Origin of the sequence: Paenibacillus sp. LX16 (assembly GCF_036252815.1) — a bacterium.
Classification (GTDB): Bacteria; Bacillota; Bacilli; order Paenibacillales; family Paenibacillaceae; genus Paenibacillus; species Paenibacillus polymyxa_B.
Map to the genome: position 1 here is coordinate 1,414,420 of NZ_CP141152.1, position 20,060 is coordinate 1,434,479.

At 43.9% G+C, this 20,060-nt stretch carries 17 protein-coding genes; 12 read left to right on the plus strand and 5 right to left on the minus strand.

Annotated elements, in window-relative coordinates; genetic code table 11:
* Positions 1-227: 227 nt before the first annotated feature.
* Both T3H97_RS06515 and T3H97_RS06520 read left to right on the plus strand, forming a co-directional pair.
* A complete protein-coding gene (locus T3H97_RS06515; protein WP_328802052.1) occupies positions 228-1,646 on the plus strand; it encodes a transcriptional regulator in 1,419 nt (472 codons plus the stop codon).
* 163 nt (positions 1,647-1,809) lie between these two features.
* Positions 1,810-2,037 (plus strand): hypothetical protein, encoded by a 228-nt coding sequence (locus tag T3H97_RS06520; RefSeq protein WP_254329302.1) that lies wholly within the window; start codon positions 1,810-1,812, stop codon positions 2,035-2,037.
* A 171-nt stretch (positions 2,038-2,208) separates the two neighbouring features.
* On the opposite strand, the gene T3H97_RS06525 is transcribed toward T3H97_RS06520, so the two are convergent.
* Positions 2,209-2,616 carry a MerR family transcriptional regulator gene (locus tag T3H97_RS06525; RefSeq protein ID WP_023987566.1) on the minus strand — a complete coding sequence of 136 codons (408 nt, stop codon included), beginning with the start codon at positions 2,614-2,616 and terminating at the stop codon, positions 2,209-2,211.
* A gap of 230 nt (positions 2,617-2,846) precedes the next feature.
* On the opposite strand from T3H97_RS06525, the gene T3H97_RS06530 reads away from it, so the two are divergent.
* From T3H97_RS06530 to T3H97_RS06540, 3 genes are all read left to right on the plus strand, one after another.
* Positions 2,847-3,791, plus strand: coding sequence for an MBL fold metallo-hydrolase (locus T3H97_RS06530; RefSeq protein WP_328802053.1), 945 nt, complete (start codon positions 2,847-2,849; stop codon positions 3,789-3,791).
* A gap of 879 nt (positions 3,792-4,670) precedes the next feature.
* Positions 4,671-5,552, plus strand: a complete 882-nt coding sequence (locus T3H97_RS06535) for an AraC family transcriptional regulator (protein ID WP_328802054.1) — start codon at positions 4,671-4,673, stop codon at positions 5,550-5,552.
* 100 nt (positions 5,553-5,652) lie between these two features.
* Positions 5,653-6,981, plus strand: coding sequence for a prolyl oligopeptidase family serine peptidase (locus T3H97_RS06540; RefSeq protein ID WP_328802055.1), 1,329 nt, complete (start codon positions 5,653-5,655; stop codon positions 6,979-6,981).
* A 227-nt stretch (positions 6,982-7,208) separates the two neighbouring features.
* Here T3H97_RS06540 and T3H97_RS06545 read toward each other — a convergent pair whose 3' ends face one another.
* Positions 7,209-7,997, minus strand: a complete 789-nt coding sequence (locus T3H97_RS06545) for a polysaccharide deacetylase family protein (protein WP_328802056.1) — start codon at positions 7,995-7,997, stop codon at positions 7,209-7,211.
* A 339-nt stretch (positions 7,998-8,336) separates the two neighbouring features.
* On the opposite strand from T3H97_RS06545, the gene T3H97_RS06550 reads away from it, so the two are divergent.
* Positions 8,337-8,657: a PH domain-containing protein gene (locus T3H97_RS06550; RefSeq protein ID WP_328802057.1), complete on the plus strand. Its 321-nt coding sequence runs from the start codon at positions 8,337-8,339 to the stop codon at positions 8,655-8,657.
* A 168-nt stretch (positions 8,658-8,825) separates the two neighbouring features.
* Here T3H97_RS06550 and T3H97_RS06555 read toward each other — a convergent pair whose 3' ends face one another.
* Positions 8,826-9,146 (minus strand): hypothetical protein, encoded by a 321-nt coding sequence (locus T3H97_RS06555; RefSeq protein ID WP_023987572.1) that lies wholly within the window; start codon positions 9,144-9,146, stop codon positions 8,826-8,828.
* Positions 9,147-9,338: 192 nt separating this feature from the next.
* On the opposite strand from T3H97_RS06555, the gene T3H97_RS06560 reads away from it, so the two are divergent.
* The 6 genes from T3H97_RS06560 to T3H97_RS06585 all read left to right on the plus strand — a co-directional run bounded on the left by T3H97_RS06560 (position 9,339) and on the right by T3H97_RS06585 (position 16,066).
* Positions 9,339-10,304 carry a carbohydrate ABC transporter permease gene (locus T3H97_RS06560; protein ID WP_023987573.1) on the plus strand — a complete coding sequence of 322 codons (966 nt, stop codon included), beginning with the start codon at positions 9,339-9,341 and terminating at the stop codon, positions 10,302-10,304.
* A complete protein-coding gene (locus tag T3H97_RS06565) occupies positions 10,301-11,122 on the plus strand; it encodes a carbohydrate ABC transporter permease (RefSeq protein WP_328802058.1) in 822 nt (273 codons plus the stop codon). Before T3H97_RS06560 ends, T3H97_RS06565 begins: the two co-directional genes overlap by 4 nt.
* Positions 11,123-11,247: 125 nt before the next feature.
* Positions 11,248-12,612, plus strand: coding sequence for an ABC transporter substrate-binding protein (locus T3H97_RS06570; RefSeq protein WP_328802059.1), 1,365 nt, complete (start codon positions 11,248-11,250; stop codon positions 12,610-12,612).
* A gap of 256 nt (positions 12,613-12,868) precedes the next feature.
* Complete coding sequence (locus tag T3H97_RS06575) at positions 12,869-13,453, plus strand: TetR/AcrR family transcriptional regulator (RefSeq protein ID WP_328802060.1); 585 nt, start codon at positions 12,869-12,871, stop codon at positions 13,451-13,453.
* Positions 13,454-13,476: 23 nt separating this feature from the next.
* Entirely contained in the window at positions 13,477-14,841 is a 1,365-nt protein-coding gene (locus T3H97_RS06580) for an HlyD family secretion protein (protein WP_165176364.1), read from the plus strand.
* Position 14,842: 1 nt separating this feature from the next.
* Positions 14,843-16,066 carry an ABC transporter permease gene (locus tag T3H97_RS06585; RefSeq protein WP_328802061.1) on the plus strand — a complete coding sequence of 408 codons (1,224 nt, stop codon included), beginning with the start codon at positions 14,843-14,845 and terminating at the stop codon, positions 16,064-16,066.
* Between the two features lie 96 nt (positions 16,067-16,162).
* Here the strand turns inward: T3H97_RS06585 and T3H97_RS06590 are convergent, their stop codons facing one another.
* A complete protein-coding gene (locus tag T3H97_RS06590) occupies positions 16,163-18,760 on the minus strand; it encodes a glycine betaine ABC transporter substrate-binding protein (protein ID WP_328802062.1) in 2,598 nt (865 codons plus the stop codon).
* Positions 18,735-19,958 (minus strand): quaternary amine ABC transporter ATP-binding protein, encoded by a 1,224-nt coding sequence (locus T3H97_RS06595; RefSeq protein ID WP_328802063.1) that lies wholly within the window; start codon positions 19,956-19,958, stop codon positions 18,735-18,737. Before T3H97_RS06595 ends, T3H97_RS06590 begins: the two co-directional genes overlap by 26 nt.
* Positions 19,959-20,060: the final 102 nt, after the last annotated feature.

Sequence of the window (20,060 nt, forward strand, 5' to 3'; positions counted from 1 at the left end):
CGAATGGTATAATTTGTACTACTGACCAATCATACCGCAGAAAAAGGAATAAAATGTACATTATTATTAACAAAATGGTAAAAATCATTAATATTCGAAAATACATATTTCATTTGAATATTGCATGACAAATATTTCAAAACTTATTGACAGATGGTTAATTATGGACAACAATAGAATGCAATAATAAAAAGTTTTGGAATTTCTGTGTAGAAGGTGGATATGACATGAAGCATACACCTACGATTAGAGCAGAATTAGACAGATTCCTACAACAAGAAGGATTGAGTTTAACACAATTTGGTCATATTGCGGATATGAATAGGGGAGCAGTAAGTGCTATCGTGACAGGAAACAAGCCTTTGTCTGTTAACCAACTGGATCGAATTACTGAGGCTATGGGTTTACCGGAAGGTCACTTTTATGACTTATTCATAGAAAACTACATCATCGACCATCCTCCGAATATGAGGCGAATCGAGCCATTTTTATATCGCTGTGCGGAGTTGGACAAGCTGGATGCAATCCGTCGAGTGGTGGGAGCCATCATGGACAATCTACTTTATTCGCCCAAACTATTTGACATTGCAGAAGAATTGTTGTCGCAGGAACGACATGCGGCTGCATTGCTGCTCTATGAGGGGGTAGCTGAAGCGGAGAAATATCAACATTCAGAACGATTAGCAGTCTGTCAATATCGTATATTTACGATTCAAGTTGGAGACGATCAAAGCCGCAATCACAAGGCAGCTATACTATTTGAGCCTTATGTCGAGCGCCTAGATGATTTAGAACAACTTGATGCGTTAAAGGATTTGGCTAATGTGTACAGGTCTTTGCGTAAATGGGACAAGGTTGATGAAATAGCGAGGGTGATGAGAGCTAAGGCTGAAATCCAATACAATTGGAAACATCAACAGAAGAACCAAGAACGCAATGAGGCTGCTAAGAAACTAAGTCGTCCGATGTTTGTGTACATCACGTATGCCGACTTACTATGTGCGAGTGTCTGTGATGCCCGAGGCGATTACCAACAAGCTCTACAATATACATACGCCTATGCGGACTTGGATTGGGTCAGAGAGACTGATGATGATACCCTCTATTGGGTAGAAATGTATCAAGATTGGGCACGATGCAATATTTATGTAAATAAGCTCCTGTCTGGAGATGTCAGCGTGCTCTCAGATTATGTTGAATACATAGCCGAAACAGCAGATATCATGGAAGGTGAGAAACTTTCAAAGTTGTTAAACGTTATGATAGCTGCTAATCAATATAATTTGGATGTTGATGATGAACTTTTAAGGTTTAAAAAAGAGATTGATGCCTTTACTCAACGCCCGACATCTACTGATATGTACAGCCAACAAGTAGTACCCGACTACATTGCATGGTTTGGTTACGAAATGGCCTACTATTATTTAAACAGAGAAAGGTACAGTGATGGTTTTAAACAATTGTTATTTGCAATGGTAAAGTCACATATAATAAATAATGAGACTTACTTTATAAATTGTATTGGCCTGTTTATGCGTTTCCAAGTCTGTGCGACTCCTGAAATCAAAACAGAGTTCTCCAATCTAATTGAAAAGGTGTGGATAGGTAATGTTGAGAAAAATGGGACTGTTAATTGTTGTGAGTAGCTTTTTGGTTTTTATAACCGTACCTGGTATCCAGATTCTTGTACAGGTTGGAGGTTCTTAATCGTCATTAAAAAGCTCTGCTAACCTTATGGTCGGCAGAGCTTTCTTCAGTGTAGGAATTACCACACGATTTACCCGAATATCTATTTCTGAGGTGATCAGCATGAACCATACATATAAAGTGTTAAAATCGGATTTAGAACTATTTGCTGCTGCATTAAGCCAGGCAAGAGTATATATGGTTCAGCCGTTGAATGAGGGTTTGATAGATATTGTGGATTACAGTGGAGCAGTGGAGAATATTACACCGGAGTCGGTTAAGATTAACGGAACCTTTTTCATGAGGAATCAGTTTGAATTTAGAGTAGATGTAAAGGGCTCAACTGGGTAACTGGTATGAGTCTACTTTTTAAATGTTGTTGATAACTACAACAAAAGAAACAATGGTAGCCTAGGACGGGAAAATAAAGCCCTAGACTATCACTATTTCATTAAACTAACGTTTCCCGTTAGTTCAATCAATTCTGTTGCCATCGTATATGCTGGTGGTGAACCAGGTCTTCTACATTACTATATCGTCTTTCGTAAGTTTTTGGTACAGGGCTATCTTCTCGTTAGCAAGGGAAATCATGCACTCAAGTTCCTGCCGCTTGGATTCCAGTTCCACCAGATGCTTTTCAAGAATTTCTATCCGTATGTGTAAGGCAGGAGTAAAATTAGCAACTTCTTCCCCTTTTTGAATTTTATCCAGTACACATCCGTCACGAGTAAATTCCGTAATCTCCTCAAGCGACAATCCCAATTTTTTTAATCTAATTAAACATTGTATATATGAAACCTCACTTTCGGTATAAATGCGTGTCCTTCCATTTCTTCGATTTGGTTCCTGTAGCACTCCAATTTTTTCATAATAGCGAATCGTATAAGGAGTTAACCCCGTTCTTTCTGATACTTGACTTATAGTAAGCATTGCTTTTTTATGTCACTCCTTTTTTCTAAACCAAAATTTAAAACTATTATACATCTTTAAGTCAACTCGAAGTCGATATTTGCACCTCAAACTTCATTTCAAAAATTTGTGCTTGATTTCTAGTTGACTCTAACTTGTAAGCTAAAGTTGCTAATTGATATACATGAAACATAAAAAAACTAAAGATAAAAGGAAATGGTGTCAAACTTATTTTGATGGAGGCATAAACAATGAACAACAAATATTTCACGATTCAACAAGCAGCGGAAGGTATCTGGGGTGCTATTTCGGTACCTGGTAGTGGTTCGCTGGGGAATGCGGCAATTATTGACATTGGGGATTTGACCGTTGTTGTGGACACAACTAACCTACCGCATTCTGGTGCTTTGTTACGTCAAACCGCAGAACAATTAACGAATAAACCAATTAAATATGTGATCAATACTCATTTCCATGGAGATCATGTCAACGGCAATCAGGAATTCATGGAAAGTGATTTTATATCTACCGTTTGGACAAGAGATTTGCTATCTGAAATGGGTAAAGTGAATATTGATCTTATGCAACAAAACATTCAGAAGTTAATAAATAGCCTACATCAAGTACGTTCACAAGAAAAAAATCCGCACATCTTAACCGAAATCGGCTATGATCTTTCCGTGCAGAGAGCCCTGTATGATGCTATCCCTTCCCTTCGTAGGGTGATACCCACGATAACTTTTGACGATAAACTAGTTATAAAAGGAGCAAAACGCACTGTCGAAGTTTTATCCTACGGAGGCGGCCATTCTTTAAGCGATGCCGTTATTTACGTGCCTGAAGAACGAACCTTGATTGCTGGTGATTTAATAACCAACAAGACGATTCCGGTCATGCCATACGGTAATCCCTACGCTTGGATACGCATCCTTAGACGCATTCAAAGAGATCTGAAGGTAGATACTGTCATTCCCGGGCATGGAGATGTGTCCACTCCAGATAGAATCCTAGATGTCATTCGCTTTTTAGAAAAAACGATCGCTTATGTGTCTGAAGCTGCGACGAGCGGAAAACCAGAGTCTTACTGGTTAAATGAAGGTGTATTAAATGGCTATGAAGATTGGCATCTAGCTCAGTATTTCAGATGGAATTTTCGCTGGCTCTTCAATACAATGCTTGTTCAAAATAATAGATGAGACACAACTAGCACTCCCTTTAACTCCACCAGATTCACAAGGCCAGTTCTGAATGTCAACCCGGCAGCACGTTTGGGTATTTTCAAACGTAATTGGCAGTCTGCTTGTTAGGTTAACCTGCCACGTTAGCTTAACATCGCCGTCCAGTCTACAACTTTTCAGCAGATTGCCGTAATATATTAGATCTGGAGATAAAGACGCGGAGGTGTACAGAAAGCTTAAAAGTTAGTTGCTTGCTTTTGAGCAAAATAACTATATTATGGGGCCGGATAAGTCTACACTACGAGATATCGTCATTCTGGAGAGTTGGGAGCGGGATAGAGCATACCTATGCCGCCAAGAGAAGGTGAAATATTTTAGAAAATTAAATTCTCAGAAATATCAATGCTACTTTGTATACCCCATTATACAATTGTAAGGAAGTTGTTGATTAGAATGAATTATGTTGGGGGCAAAAAAACTTATGCATCAAGGGCTTCTATGATTAGACGCCCTGTTTGACCACATAGTGTAAAACAAAAGGCTGATTATGGACACTCTCATAATCAGCCTTTTTTAATGATCCAAAATGCAGTGTTATATATAGATTTACACATGATCTATAAGGTTTTTTCATTTCATTACGCTTAAATGAAAGCGTTGACATGGATTTTAACCCACTATATACTTAGCTTAGTAAAATGAATAGCACTAGGATTGTTACTGTTACGCAGGCAAAACCTAAGGAACAAAATGTTAAGATCCAAGGATCTTATGTATTTTGTTATACTTAGGTTTTTTTGTTTATAGAGAGAGGAAGGTTAAATACAAGTGGTTTCGGCACTCTGCTGAAGCCATTTTCTTCTATTTATGAGTTCACATCTGAGAGGAGCGACAAACTTGGAATACAAATATGAGCTGGTCCAGGCAGACAATCATTTTCCGTTAAAAATTATAGTTCATTCCTCCAATGAACCAGCATACATACCTGGGCATTGGCACGATAGCATCGAAATATCCTATGTACTTTCAGGAAGAATTGACAATATCTATATTGATGGTGCGAGTTATAGCTCCAAAGAAGGAGATATTGTGCTCATTAATTCGAATGCTATTCATTCCTTTTCTGTGGCTAAGGGAAAAGGGAGAGAGGCTATAACGGTTCTGATTCCTTCTGAATTTATTAGAGCAAATGTTAACGGCAGTAACCCCATTTCATTTGACTGTATATCCATTTTCGAAACCAACGAGCAGAAATTACAGCATTTTGCGGAGCTGCGTGATTTGTTAAACACCTTATTTGTGGCTTATCTCAACCAGCATAATGACTCTTTAGCACATATCCATTTAACATCGCTATCTTATAAACTGGTGTATCTGTTATTAATGCATTTTAAAATGGATAATGAATCTATCCGTGGCTTTAACTCCGATAAATATTTGGAGCGGCTGACGTTGATAACCGATTATATCAAAAAGAATTACGATCAAAGTTTATCCTTGGATTCGATAGCTCAGGTTTTTGGGTTGTCTCCCGAATATTTGTCCCGTTTTTTTGTGAAGCATGTAGGGATGACTCTATTTCAATATATCAATGCCATCCGCCTGGAGAGATCTTATCGTGTTCTTATGAATACGGATCATTCCATCATACAAATTGCGCTGGAGCATGGATTTCCGAACGAGAAGTCTTTTGCCAGGGTATTTAAAAAGGTTTATCAGGCAACACCGCATCAATATCGAAAAGAGAACAAGAGGTATTCTGGAGCAAGGAGTCAGTAATTGACCTGAATTAGGCTAATAAAAGACAGGATACAAATAAAAAAATCATTAAAATAAATAATGTAAGCGTTTTATTAATGGACCTGGGAGGTAAGACATCATGTTTAAACGATTTCAAAAGGCTGCTAAAACAACTATGTTATTCACTTTAGCTATCGGTACGACCCTTGCTTTCAGTTCCGGTGCATGGGCCAAGGATGTAAAGATACAGCCCACCTCATACCGGACGGTTGCGGAGGTTAAGGATTGGGGAGCAGCTATTACGAAGGTCATTGTTAACCTGGGTAAGCCAGTACCTAAAGATGCGATAACAAAGGATACATTTAAGGTGTATGTGGGAAGAAGCGACAACAGGCTGGTAAATCCCTTTATTGAGAGTGGCAACCGGAAAATCACCAAGGCCTATGTATCGGACAAAAGTGGCAACCCTGTAAATAAAACCGGAAGCTATGTCGTATTAGAAATGGAAGTCGGCCCGGCCTTAACACTAAGCTCCGCTATTCATTATGATGCGGCAGGCTCCGGGTTTAATGCATGGAATGATAACAAATACACGATCACGCAGCAAAAAGCTATTAAAACCAAATCAGGAACGATTTCCGGCTTGAAGATTGATACTTCCGCAGGAGAGATACGGAAGCTGGTTGATCAATTTACAACCGGCAAAGCTACTTTCGACGGGATTACTTTAACCTATGCGGACTATGCACCGTCAAAAGACAAAGTGAAAAACCCCTTGGTGATCTGGCTGCATGGTATGGGTGAGGGAGGTACAGATCCGACGATTCCGATTTCCGGAAATAATGCAGCGAATTTTGCATCTAAAGATATTCAATCCTATTTTGAAGGGGCTTATGTGCTGGCACCTCAGACTCCAACCTACTGGATGGATGGTTTTACAGGCTTCGGAGACGGCACCTCCAAATACGAGCAAGCATTGATGTCCTTAATTAAGGATTACGTGGCCCAAAACAAAGACATTGATACAGATCGAATCTACATTGGCGGAGACTCCAATGGTGGTTACATGACTATGCTGATGATCCGTGACTATAAAGATTATTTTGCAGCAGCTGTGGTCGCATGTGAAGCCTTGAAGGATAGTCTTATAACCGACGAACAGATTAATGAAATGAAGGAGCTGCCGATCTGGTTTGTGGCTGCCAAAACTGACACTGTGGTTCCGCCCAACGATTATACGATTCCGACCTACAACCGTTTAGTGAATGCTGGAGCAAAGGATGTTCATATGTCGTTATTTGATAACGTAGTAGATACCTCTGGTTTGTACAAAAAGAGCGACCAAACACCGTATGAATACAATGGCCACTGGTCTTGGATTTACGTCTATAACAACGAAGTATCGAAGGTGATTAACGGAAAGAAAATAACGATGATGCAATGGCTAGCCTCCAAAACATTGGACTGAAAGGTATAGCTATATAAATGAAAGGGTTATTGGATTACAAATCAGGCGAATATGGACCGATTGTACTTGAGCAGGTTCGACAAACGAATGATACAAATAGCTAAATACTAACATTGAAATAGAAAAAGGCTTCTCACGAGTTCGATAAACTTGTGGGGAGCCTTTTTTAAAAATATCCTTTAACAGTTTCACGCTGTTCTTCGAAAACGCTCTTTAATTGCTCTCTTTCACTTATTCACTTCAATGAGCCCATCCGGTTTTTCACGATTAGAGAGTAATTCGGATACCGTTACGAAGGTAAACCCTCTCTTCTTGAGCTCCGGTAAAATGATTTTCAGGGCTTCGACGGTTTGTGTACTTTGATGTACATAATCGTGCATGAGGACAATGTCACCATTACGGGCGTTGCGAAGGACCTTATTAGCGATACGATGTACACCAGGTTTTCGCCAATCTAAGGTGTCCTGATGCCAGGACCATAAAATAATCTTCAGCCCCTTCTCCTTGGAGAGCTTGACTAACGAATCGGTATAGGAGCCGCCGGGGGGCCTAAAAAGATGGGTTCCCGCACCAGTTGCTTGAACGATGCTCGCTTGGCCTTGATCCAATTCTGTCAGAGCTTTGTTACGGGAAATATACTGAAAAGATGAATGATAAAAGGTATGATTGCCCACTTCATGCCCTTCTGCTCGTTCTCGTTTCACAATATTAGGAAGCTTTTCTACACGGCTGCCGACGACAAAAAAGGTTGCTTTAGCATTGTATTCTTTAAGCAAATCCAAAATGGCAGGCGTATTGCTTTCGTCCGGTCCGTCATCGAATGTGAGAGCGATAAGCTTACGACGGGTAGGAACTTCCCATACAATGTCGCCCCGTTCTTCGTAGTAGGCCCTTCCCTTTGTAGGAGTAGGGGAGGCGTATGATGGGGCTTGTGCATTGGTAGATGGAGTGGGACAAGAGCTGATACACAGTAAAGAAACAGCGATTCCAGCGCACAGCAAACGGTTATATTTCATAAGGCTTCTTCTCCGTTCTAACGTATTCTCACATTAGCTTGCCAAGAAGAAGCGTATACCATTCCTCGTTTCTGAAATTCATCAATTCCAATCACTTAAAATTAGATCTAATTGCTTCTTCAGCAATGCGCAGCTTACGGAGTTAGGCAAATAATAGTGATAGCTTGCTTGTTGATAACATCCTGTACCCATGTTAAGTTGTACATATCCATCCTTGGTTTCAATGTGCAGTTGAGGTAGGTCATTGTCCAGTTCGTGAGAGTCTTAATCTGACGAAAAATGAAGAGGTCTACGGGACAAGCCGCAAAAGCTGATCTGAGGTCAAGGAGCTGCGACGGGATGCAAACAAATGAAAACGAGTTGCGAGCTATTAGTCTGACGTTAGAAGCGGGCGAACACATCCGATCATGTATGGGGTGTACGTATAATTTGCAACAGAGCTCCCAGAAGATATCGCATCATGGAACGCTGGCAGTGACGTCCCAACGAATCATCTTTTATTCCTACACTATGGGTACTCCTTGGGTCAAGTTCATCAATTATCACCATATTTCACTGGCTAAGCTGGATAAGGATTTGTCAGATTCTAGGGGGAACATCACGCTGATCAATCAGGGTGTGAACGAGGTGTTCACCCCCTGCCGAATGGAGATTGTATAGAAAGGTTTGTAGCTGTACTAGAGCAAGAAGCAGGTATCTCTTGTGAGAACTAATAATTATGGAAAACAAATAACTAAAACCTCCAACTTCGTAATGTGCCAAGGGTAGGCTCCTTACAGAATTTGGAGGTTTTTTGTCTTTTAATTAGAGAGGTATATGGATCGAGCGTCAGCTCAACAGAGTTATAACCAATAAATTATATAACACCAACGGCAGAATGACATTGTTGTAGGCATAGGAGCGATCAGGGGTGGTGGTGCCTGAGAAGGGTGAGTGATATTGCTGAGGGACTCTTAAATACAAATGATCCGCATCGATGTGTACAATCGTCCCTTCATATACTTGATGATCCATCGTTTGTACCCTAACCGTGTGATTCATGTAGGGGCTTAATTGATAATGCAAATGATCGCGGATATTTTTGAGTTCAGCCTGTAATTCCGGTCTAGCTTGATATAAAGTTTGTGGACTTACAGTGTTGTATGGCATTCGCCTCTAACCTCCATACCATGTAATGATGCATTATATGCAGGAGTCTACGCCCTTGTGCTTATACCTATAGAGAGTTGCTTTTACAAAAAGAAAAAACATTAACATTTTACTCCAGCCCACTTGACGTTCCCTTTACATCAGAACGATACACTTACTGAGGTTGGTTTGAAAAGAAAGGGGCGTTCTGTTTTGGGTGAGCTTAACAAATCTATGGGACTGGGGACGAGGAGTCAGCAACAGACTTCGTCTAAAGCCCGCATACGCACGGGTTCGCTAAAAATTCAAAGACTGCGCGAAAACGCGCTGGCGTATACCTTTTTGGCTCCATCGCTTATTTTGTTTGCTGTATTTATGTTTTATCCGATGATCAAGTCCGTTTATCTCAGCCTGCATTCTACAGATCCCGCAGGAAACGTTGCAGCTTATGTGGGGTTAGATAATTTCACTACACTTTTCAGCTCGGGACTGTTTCTGCAAGGGATTAAGGTGACACTCCTGTTTGCACTGCTAACCGTACCAGTAGGTATTTTATTGGCGCTGGTACTGGCTGCACTTACACACAGTAAATTACGGGGAATGCGTATCTTCCAGTTTGCCTTTTCGCTGCCGATGGTGTTGTCGGTCGGTTCATCTGCGGTCATTTGGAAATTTCTTTTTCATCCGACACTAGGGATGTTCAACTATGTGCTTTCCCTGCTACATATCAATCCGGTTCCATGGCTGACCAGCCCGGATTGGGCGCTGTTCTCAGTAGCCATGATGACCATCTGGATGAATCTAGGCTTCAATTACATTATCTTATCGAGCGGACTTCAAGGGATTCCAGATGACATGTATGAAAGTGCCAAAATGGACGGAGCTGGCCCGCTCGTCACGTTCTGGCGTATCTCCATGCCACTGTTATCACCGACGATCTTTTTTGTAACCGTAGTTTCCATCATTGGAGCCTTCCAGTCTTTTGCTCAAATTAACATTTTGACCAAAGGCGGTCCGGTGAACAGTACGAATGTATTCGTGTATTCCATCTATCAGGAAGCTTTCGTTAATTTCCGGTTCGGAACGGGGAGCGCGCAGGCGATTGTCTTGTTTGCTGTCATTCTGCTGCTCACGATGATTCAGTTCAAATGGGTGGAAAGAAAGGTGCATTACCAATGAAACGACACCTAAATTCAACACTGCTGTATGTGCTGCTTACGATTGCAGCTGCTCTCATTTTGTACCCGGTTATATATACGTTTTTTATGGCAGTCATGTCGCCGGAGGAAGCAAGTGCTTATCCACCAAGCTTTCTTCCACATTCTTTTCATATGGCGAATTTCACTGAAGTGTTTGAAATTGTTCCGATTGCAGCCTTTATTGGAAATACATTTCTCATTTCGGGTCTGACGATGATTGGGCAGTTGATTACAGCGAGCTTGGCGGCCTACGCCTTTGCCAAAATGGAATTCAAGGGAAAAAACTTCATTTTCAGCTTGTTTGTAGCGACGATGATGATCCCTTGGGAAGTGACCATTATTCCGAACTACCTGACGGTACGAAGCTGGAACTGGCTTGATACATATCAAGGATTGACGGTTCCTTTTCTGGCGACGGCATTCGGAACATTCCTGTTAAGGCAATTTTTTCTCCAGCTTCCCAAGGAATTGTTTGAGGCGGCTCGAATGGATGGGTGCGGACATATCCGTTACTTTCTGTTCCATGTGCTTCCGTTATCGCGCCCTGCGCTTGGAACACTGGCTGTGTATTCGTTCCTGAATATGTACAATTCGTACCTCTGGCCTTTACTGATCACCAATAGCGAGAATATGCGTACGGTACAGATCGGAATATCCATGCTCGAATTTCAGGAATCGACTTCATGGAATTTGGTATTTGCGGGTACGGCCCTTGTCATTTTGCCGTCTCTGCTCCTGCTGATCTTTGGACTAAAACAATTGGTTCGTGGAATGGCAGCGGGCGCGCTTAAAGGCTGACCACATATGTCAAATGAAAAGCAACACCTGCGCAAGCAGCCCATATACAGAGCTTCAACACACAAGAATATCGCAAGAGAATGCCAATTCAAGAATCATTTAATCAAAGGGAGAGAAGAGAGATTATGAGACTTTTTCGTCTGAAAAGCGCATTGACCCTGCTTATTCTGACTGCCATGGTGGTTGCAGCAGGTTGTAGCAATAATACTGCTGCAGAGAAGCCGAGTAATGGTAGTGATGGGGCAGCAGCGGCTTCCCCAGTGAAGCTGACTTGGTGGCATTCGATGTCCGGTAACGGTGAAAAAGCAATCAAGCAGATCGCTGCTGACTTTAACGCCAGTCATAAGGATATTCAGGTAGAGCCAGTATATCAAGGCAAATATGATGACAGCTTGAATAAGCTGAAAGCGTCGCTTGGTTCCAATAGCGGCCCGGACATCATTCAGGTATACGAAATCGGTAGTAAATTCATGATCGACTCCAAAATGATCACACCTGTACAACAATTTATTGATGCAGACAAGTTCGATCTGTCGCAGCTAGAGCCGAATATTACACGATATTACACGATTGATGGTAAATTGAACGCGATGCCGTTCAATACGTCAAACCCGATTTTATATTACAACAAGGATGCATTCAAAGCCGCAGGACTTGATCCAGCTAATCCCCCGAAAACGTATGATGAGTTCGAAAAGGCTGCAAAAGCCTTGAGCAAGGATGGTAAATCCGGTGCTTCCATTGCCATCTACGGCTGGTTTATGGAGCAACTGTTTGCCAATCAGAACGCGGATTATGTGAATAATGGCAATGGTCGTGACCAAGCGGCAACGGAATCCATGCTGAATTCAGATGCCGGTGTAAAAACGCTGACGTGGTGGAAGAAAATGATCGATGAAAAGGTTGTATCCAATCTGGGGCGTAACTCGGACGATACGGCAAAGGCTTTTTCCGCAGGACAAATTGCGATGACGCTGGATTCCACCGCTTCGCTGCGTAATATTGTGGAGCAGGTTGGCGATAAATTTGAAGTAGGCACAGGATTCCTGCCAAGAGCCAATGAAGCTAAAGAAGGCGGCGTGGTTGTAGGCGGCGCAAGCTTGTACATTATGAACAACAAGCCTGAAGCCCAGCAGAAGGCAGCATGGGAATTCATTAAATTCGTCGCTTCCCCAGCTGTGCAGGCACAATGGAGTGTAAATACCGGGTACTTCCCGATCACGAAAGCAGCTTATGACGAGAAGGTACTCAAAGACAATATGATAAAATATCCGCAATTCCAGACGGCGGTTGACCAATTGCACGCATCGGCACAATCCACCGCTACACAGGGCGCAGTGATGGGCGTATTCCCAGAAGCACGCCAAATCGTCGAAGGTGCAATCGAGGCCGTTCTGAGTGGCCAACTACAGCCAAAACAGGCATTGGATCAAGCTGCACAAGAAATTACAGGCAAAATTGCGCAATACAATCAAACGGTGAAAAAATAGTCGGCCTTCCCTTAAAATCGGTTGATAATCTGTAGAATGGCCCCCTTATCATCCGATTTTATGACATACGGATCGAATGAGTGACCCCCTCACTTATTCGATCCGTTTTTGCATTTTCATTTTTTTAGAATAAGCGTTTAGACGAAATGTCTAAAATGGATTATTTTCATTTTTCCTATTGCTGGGTAACTAAAGATGGGCTTATAATAAATACATAATTTTTGTACTGGACGGTCAGTTCAAAAAAGGAGGAAGCATGAAACAGCAAACGAAGGAAATTATTTTTAACGGCGCACTCAAAGCTTTTTCCGAACGAGGATTTAATGAAACAAACATGGAAGAAATTGCCAAGGTTTGTGGCATAGCCAAAGGAACCCTGTACTACAATTTTAAAAACAAGCAAGAATTGTACATTTACATTTTGAAGATGGGGATGGAGCGATTTGTGCTGGATATCCATGAAGCGATGGCTCAGGTTCCTATGGATCAGGTAGAACTGAGGGTTCGCAAGCTGATCCAAGTACATATTGAGTTCATTGGGAGAGAGCCGGATTTTTGTCGTTTACTGGTTAGCAAGGGATGGGTTTCGCAAGAGCAGCATTTTAATATTAGGCAGGTGCTGGCAGACTATTTTGATTTTATGGAGGCGGAGATCGATTCCGGTAAGTTATATGGGAAAATTTCAAGTAAGCTGGATGCCAAAACGACAGCCAATTGCCTATTCGGAATTTACATTTTCGCTCCGATGCGGTCAATGGTTTGGGGCGAAACGATGAATCTGCAAGAGGTTCGAGAAAGTATTGAAGTATTTGTGTGTAATGCATTGGGCATGCAACATTAATAGACAGATGGAGTGATGAAAACATGAAAGCTAAAAAATATACGATTTACGTCGTACTTATTATTTTAATCGCGGTAGGAATTTATGCCTTGACTGCTTTCCCACGGGGTGGGAGCAGCTTGTCTGCGGATCAGTCTTCTTCCATTCCTACGGCTTATGTGGAGTCGGATACCCTCAATGCCAGCTTTAAAATGGCAGGACGGATTGACCAGATGCTCGTCAAAGAAGGCGATCAGGTGAAAAAGGGGCAGGTGTTAGCCCATCTGGAAAGTCGTGAGCTGGAAGATAAGGTGAAGCAGGCACAGGCGGCATTACTGGCAGCTAAGAGTAATGTCTCCAAAGCAAAAGCCGGTGTATTGCAGGCTCAAGCGGGAGTAGGCCAGGCACAAGCTACTGTGAGCGCCGCTCAGGCCAAGAAGAGCCAAGGCACGACAGCGGTCAGTGTAACCGCTGAGGCTTCCTCCAGCCAGATTGAACAGGCCAAAGCGGCTGCGAACGCCGCCAAGGCAAAACTGGATGCGCTCAAGAGCGGGGCAAGACCGCAGGAGCTTGAGCAATTGCAAGTATCTGTGAAGATAGCCAAGGAAACGCTGGACCTGACCGTTAAAAATCTGGAGCGTGCCAAAAAGCTTCAGGAAGCCGGAGCAGCAACCCAGGCATCTTTGGATCAAGCGACATTGGAACATCAACAGGCAGTGGCCAAGTATAATGCAGAGTCGCAAAAATTAGATATGGCACGGGAGGGAAGCCGCAAGGAGGAAATTACGGCGGCTGAAGCTCAATACCGTCAAGCCTTGGCTGCGGTGAAGGAAGCACAGGCAGGAGCGGGCAAAGTTGCAGTGCAACAGGAAGATGTCAAAGCTGCTCAGGCTTCGATAGAGCAAGCACAATCAGCTGTGAAGGCGGCGCAATCCACAGTTGAGCAGGCACAATCTGCGGTTGCAGGTGCCAATGCACAGGTAGCCCAAGCAGAAGCCGCGCTTCAAGAGGCTCAGACCTATTTGAGCTACACTACGCTGCGTGCGTCCGAGGATGGAATCGTAAAATCCAAGTCGCTTAGCTTAGGTGAGATGGCTAGCGCAGGGTTCCCGGTCTATACCATTGAAACTTCGACACAACGTTGGGCTAAATTCTATGTACCTGAAACGTCTCTGAACGGTCTTCAAGCAGGGGATACAGTCCAAATTAAGTTGCTGTCAGGCGGCAAGGAGCTGAAGGGTAAAGTCATTCTGTTAGAATCGGCTGCGGACTTTGCCATTCAAAAACCAAGCCAAAGCTCCGGTGACAAGGATGTCCGTTCCTTCGGTGTTAAAGTAGCATTGCCAGACCTTCCTGCTTCGGTTCCAACAGGCTCCACGGTTCTGTTTACAGGCAAAGGGGCGCAGTAATATGCAGGATTCACAGGAAAGACTTCGTATCCGCGATGTGTTTCGCGAGGAATGGCTGAGCATCTTCCGGGACCGCCGCTTTATGGCTATTCTGCTGATTACGCCGATTGTGTATACGATACTATTCGGCTTCCTGTATTCACATCAGCGAATTACCGAGATGCCTGTCACGGTGTATGACGGAGATAATTCGCAGCTCAGTCGCCAGATCATTCAGGCGTTTGATTCGACCGACTCATTTGCCGTTACACGGCAAGCAAACAATCAGGATGATGTAGTCCGTCAGGTGGAGACTGGGGAAGCTAAGGTCGGAATCGTCATTCCTGACAACTTTACGACTCGGCTTAAGCATGGGGAGAATCCACCCGTGCTCACGCTGATTGACGGCAGTAATATGATGTATTCCAATAGTGCCAGTCGGATTGCGAATCAGGTCATTAGCAGCGTGAGCGCTGGAGTATCGGTCAATTCCATGAAGCAAAAGGGAATGAACGCCGATCAGGCCGCGTCGACGCTGACTACCATCCCGTTCCGATCCAGAGTGCTATTTAACCCGGTATATGATTATAAGCTTTTCATGCCGCTGGGTGTTATTTCTGCGGCTCTCCAGCAGTGTTTGCTGCTTGGTATTGCGTTGTCCTGCACGCGTGATAAGGAAGCAGGGACCTGGGGAAGGTTTGGTGCGTGGAAAAATACCCCTTGGCGCCTAGCAATTGCCAAGTTGGCACCGTATTATGCGGCCGGAGCTTTCAATGTGCTGACTGTATTCAGTATCAGCGCTTTATGCTTTGATATTCCGTTTAGGGGACAGGTACTGCCGTTAATTTTGGTGTCGCTGGTCTTTAACTTTGCCTTGTGCGGATTAGGCTTCCTGTTCAGTCTCTTTTCCAAGACCAGAGTGGATGCAACCCAAACGCTGATGCTGATTGCTGTTCCTTCCTTTATGCTATCAGGCTATACGTGGCCATTAGAGGCAATGCCCGGCTTCTTGCGGGGGCTTGCTGAAATATTGCCACTGACGTATTACCTGGATGCTGTACGGAACATCACGCTCAAAGGATTGGATATCACCTACATCTTCAAAGATATGATTGCTCTGGGCGTCATTGGTTGTGTGAGTCTGCTGGTGTCCTTTGCGATCTATCCGTTATTCTTTAGACAGCACCAGACAACAGGGCAGCATGCCGATGTGCCCGCTCAAGAAGGATTCACGCTAAAAGGCTGAGAGCACCTTTAAAAATGGATATCATAAAAAGGCAGATCAGGAGTTAACCCTGATCTGCCTTTTACTTATTCGTATGGTTTAAAAGCGGAAAAAATATTATTGCGGCGCTTTAAGATCCTCGATAGAATCAATCGGCACATAGGACGGAACGACAAGCCCGGACATAACGCCAGTCATGCTGGTTCCGATGTCATCCACCTTATCCTTGTATTGAGCCCAATAATCAGCATGCGTCAATGGAAGCCAAGCGGCAGCGGTAGCATCTACACTTCCGCCGGCCACGCCAGTCCACATTGGGCCGATTTCCACTTGCAGGGCTGTTACTTTATAGCCCAATTTTTGTTCCAGTACATATTTCAATACATTCGTACTGGCAATTTCAGAATCCCAAGCAGCGTAGCTCAGCTTCAAAGGATCGCCGTTGACGGGCTGTAGGCTCTTGATCCATGCCTGAACCTTGTCAGGATGTTTATCAGCCCAGTTCTTGGCAGCCTGCTGTGGGGCAGTACCGTCCTGAATCGCGATCATCACTTCACCCATATCCTCAGCAGTCCACTTAAAGCGGCTTAGAAATTCATAAGCCACAGGAGCATCCTGCTTCAAACCTTTACGGGCGATTGTATGAATTTCTTCCTTATCACCGTACGCTTTTTTAGGATCTTTCAAGTATTTCAAATCATATTTGTTAAACATCCAGTGAGGAGTCCAACCTGTTACGACGATAGGCTGCTTGGCTTTGATAGCTTTATCCAGTGTAGCGGTCATAGCAGCTCCAGAGCTTTCAAGCAGCTTCCAGTCGGATAAGCCATAGTCATTCATAGCTTTAGCGGTCAGCTTCATTAGTCCGGCGCCAGGGTCGGTACCGACAATGCGGTAGCCGACCTCTTTGCCAAAGTCCTCAGTTGTGGCGGAAGCCGGAGCCGCTTCGGCTCCGTTATCCTGCAAATCAGTAATCGATTTAACATCCATGTAAGCTGGAACGACCAATCCGGTTTTAACACCGCTCATATTAGCCCCAAGATCGTCGAGCTTATCCTTGTATTTAGCCCAGTAATCCGCATGTGTTAACGGCAGCCATGCAGCCGGTGAAGCATCTACATCACCACTAGCGACACCCGTCCACATAGGACCTGCTTCGACTTGAAGTGCGGTTACTTTGTAACCCAGTTTGTTCTCCAAAATATAACTTAGCAAATTCGTACTGGCAATTTCGGAATCCCAAGCCACATAACTCAGCTTGAACGTGTCGCCATTGACAGGTTGCAGTCCTTTAGTCCATTCCTGAACCTTGTCGGCATGTTTCTCCGCCCAATCCTGGGCAGCTTGTTCAGGACTGGTTCCAGCTTGAATGGCAACCATCATTTCACCCATATCTTCAGGTGTCCATTTGAAACGTTTTAGAAACTCATAAGCGATAGGAGCATCCTGCTGCAAGCCTTTACGGGCAATCGTATGAATACCCTCGGCTTCACCATAAGACTTCTTAGGGTCTTCCAAATATTTGAGATCATACTTGTTGAACATCCAGTGAGGAGTCCAACCTGTAATAATGATCGGTTTTTTCGCTTTAATGGCTTTGTCCAGTGTGGCCGTCATAGCTGCACCGGAACCTTCAACCAGCTTCCAATCAGACAAATTGTAGTCTTGAATTGCTTTGGCAGTCGATTTCATAATGCCTGCCCCGGCATCAATACCGATAATTTTGTAACCGACTTCTTCGCCAACCGGGTTGGCAGCAGCGTTACCTTTGCCAGATGCGGAATGATCCGTTCCAACAAAATATTGGGATGCACCAGCGATCAAAATGACAGCTGTAACTGCAGAAGTAATCCAAACTTTTTGCTTGCTGGATACGCGGCTTTTGCCTTTTTGCGTAGGTTTAAACAGGTTTTGCGTAAAACGATCAAGCACAATAGCCAGAACGACAACAGCTAAGCCGGCTTCAAAACCTTTACCGATTTGCAGCTGTGTCACAGCACGGTACACAACAGCACCGATGCCTTCTGCACCGATCATGGAAGCAATGACAACCATGGACAGTGACAGCATAATCGTCTGGTTAATACCAGCCATTAAGGTAGGCAATGCCAGTGGAAGCTGAACTTTGAACAGCTTTTGCGCAGATGTTGAACCGAAAGCATCTGAGGCTTCGATCAGCTCACCTGATACTTGCATAATCCCCAAGTTAGTCATGCGAATGGTTGGGGGGATAGCAAAGATAACAGATGCGATAACACCAGGTACAACACCCAAGCTGAAAAAGGTAACCGCTGGGAGCAAGTACACGAACGCAGGCATCGTCTGCATAAAATCAAGTAAAGGCGTGATAATGCGGGATGCGGATTTACTGTATGCACACCAGATCCCGATGGGAATCCCGATAACAATGGATACGAGCGCAGACGTGATGACCAGTCCGAGCGTATTCATTGTTTCACTCCAATAGCCGAGATTATCAATCAGCAGGAAGCCGATGACAGTAAACAGCGTAAGCTGAACCCGCCCGATCATAAAGGCGATAATCCCGATGATCACGATGAACACCAGAGGATGCGGAAGCATGAACAGGCCTGAGAAAAAGCCTACTACAGCTTCTATAATAGAAGAAATAACATTAAACAATCCAGCCAGATGAATACCCATCCAGTCGACAATGGATTGAATCCACTCAGCGATTGGCAGTTTCGGTATCATGGGCATTCACCTCCTTTGTAGTGGTAACATCTCCACCAAGTGCGCCGAGCAATGCTCCACGGACGATAACGCCCAGTAACTTTTGATTGTCATCGACCACAGCCAGCGGCACCTTGGACGAGCTTGTAATTTCAAACAAATCATTAATGACAGTCTCGGCAGCAACCTGCGGTCCGTCAGTAATCAAAATATCTTCAATTTTCAAATTATTGCGCAGTGCATGAACAGCATCCTCGGCGTTAATAACACCCAGTAGCTTTTTAGTGCGGTCAATGACGAACAAATTGGAAATTCCACGCTCCCGCATCAATTCCAGAGCCACACGCGGACCACGATCCATGGTGATGGTTTCTGGACGAAGCATGACATGAGCAGCCGTCAATACCTTGGACAGATCCACATCCTCGACGAAGCGGGCTACATAAGAGTTAGCCGGTTGGATCATAATTTCTTCCGGTGTACCGATTTGTACGACCGCACCGTCTCGCATCAAGGCAATCCGGTCACCAATCCGCAACGCTTCATCCAGATCATGGGTGATAAATACAATTGTTTTCTTCATTTTATCTTGAAGTTCCAACAGCTCATCCTGCATGTCACGGCGAATGAGAGGGTCCAATGCACTGAACGCTTCATCCATCAGGAGCACTTCAGGGTCATTAGCCAGCGCCCGTGCCAGGCCGACACGCTGCTGCATACCGCCACTCAATTCATCGGGCATTTTATCGCCCCAGTTTTTAAGACCAACCAGTTCCAGCGCTTGTTGCGCCTTTTCCTGACGCTTTGATTTTTCTACCTTTTGAATTTCAAGACCATATTCTACATTTTCTAATACAGTCCGATGTGGGAACAGGGCGAATTTTTGAAAAACCATGCTGATGGTTTTTCGACGAACTTCGCGAAGTTGTTCTTTGTTCATCTTACGGAGATCTTTGCCGTGGACCAGAATTTCACCGGAGGTAGGCTCAATCAAGCGATTTAGCATTCGCACCAAAGTGGACTTGCCACTGCCCGATAGCCCCATAATTACGAAAATTTCACCTTGCTTAATTTCCATGTTGGCCTTATTGACACCAACAGTAATCTGTTTTTCTTTGGCCAACTTTTCCTTGCCCCAGCCTTGCTCCAGGAGCGGAACACCTTGCTCTGCGTGAGGACCAAAGAGTTTGCTGACATTTTTGACTTCCAAAATCGTCATACATACACCTCTTCTTTCTATACTTTGCTTGGTATTAACCCCATGTTGCATTAAGGATTGAGTATAAAAATCATAATTCTGAACATCCTGAACGGTTAATGA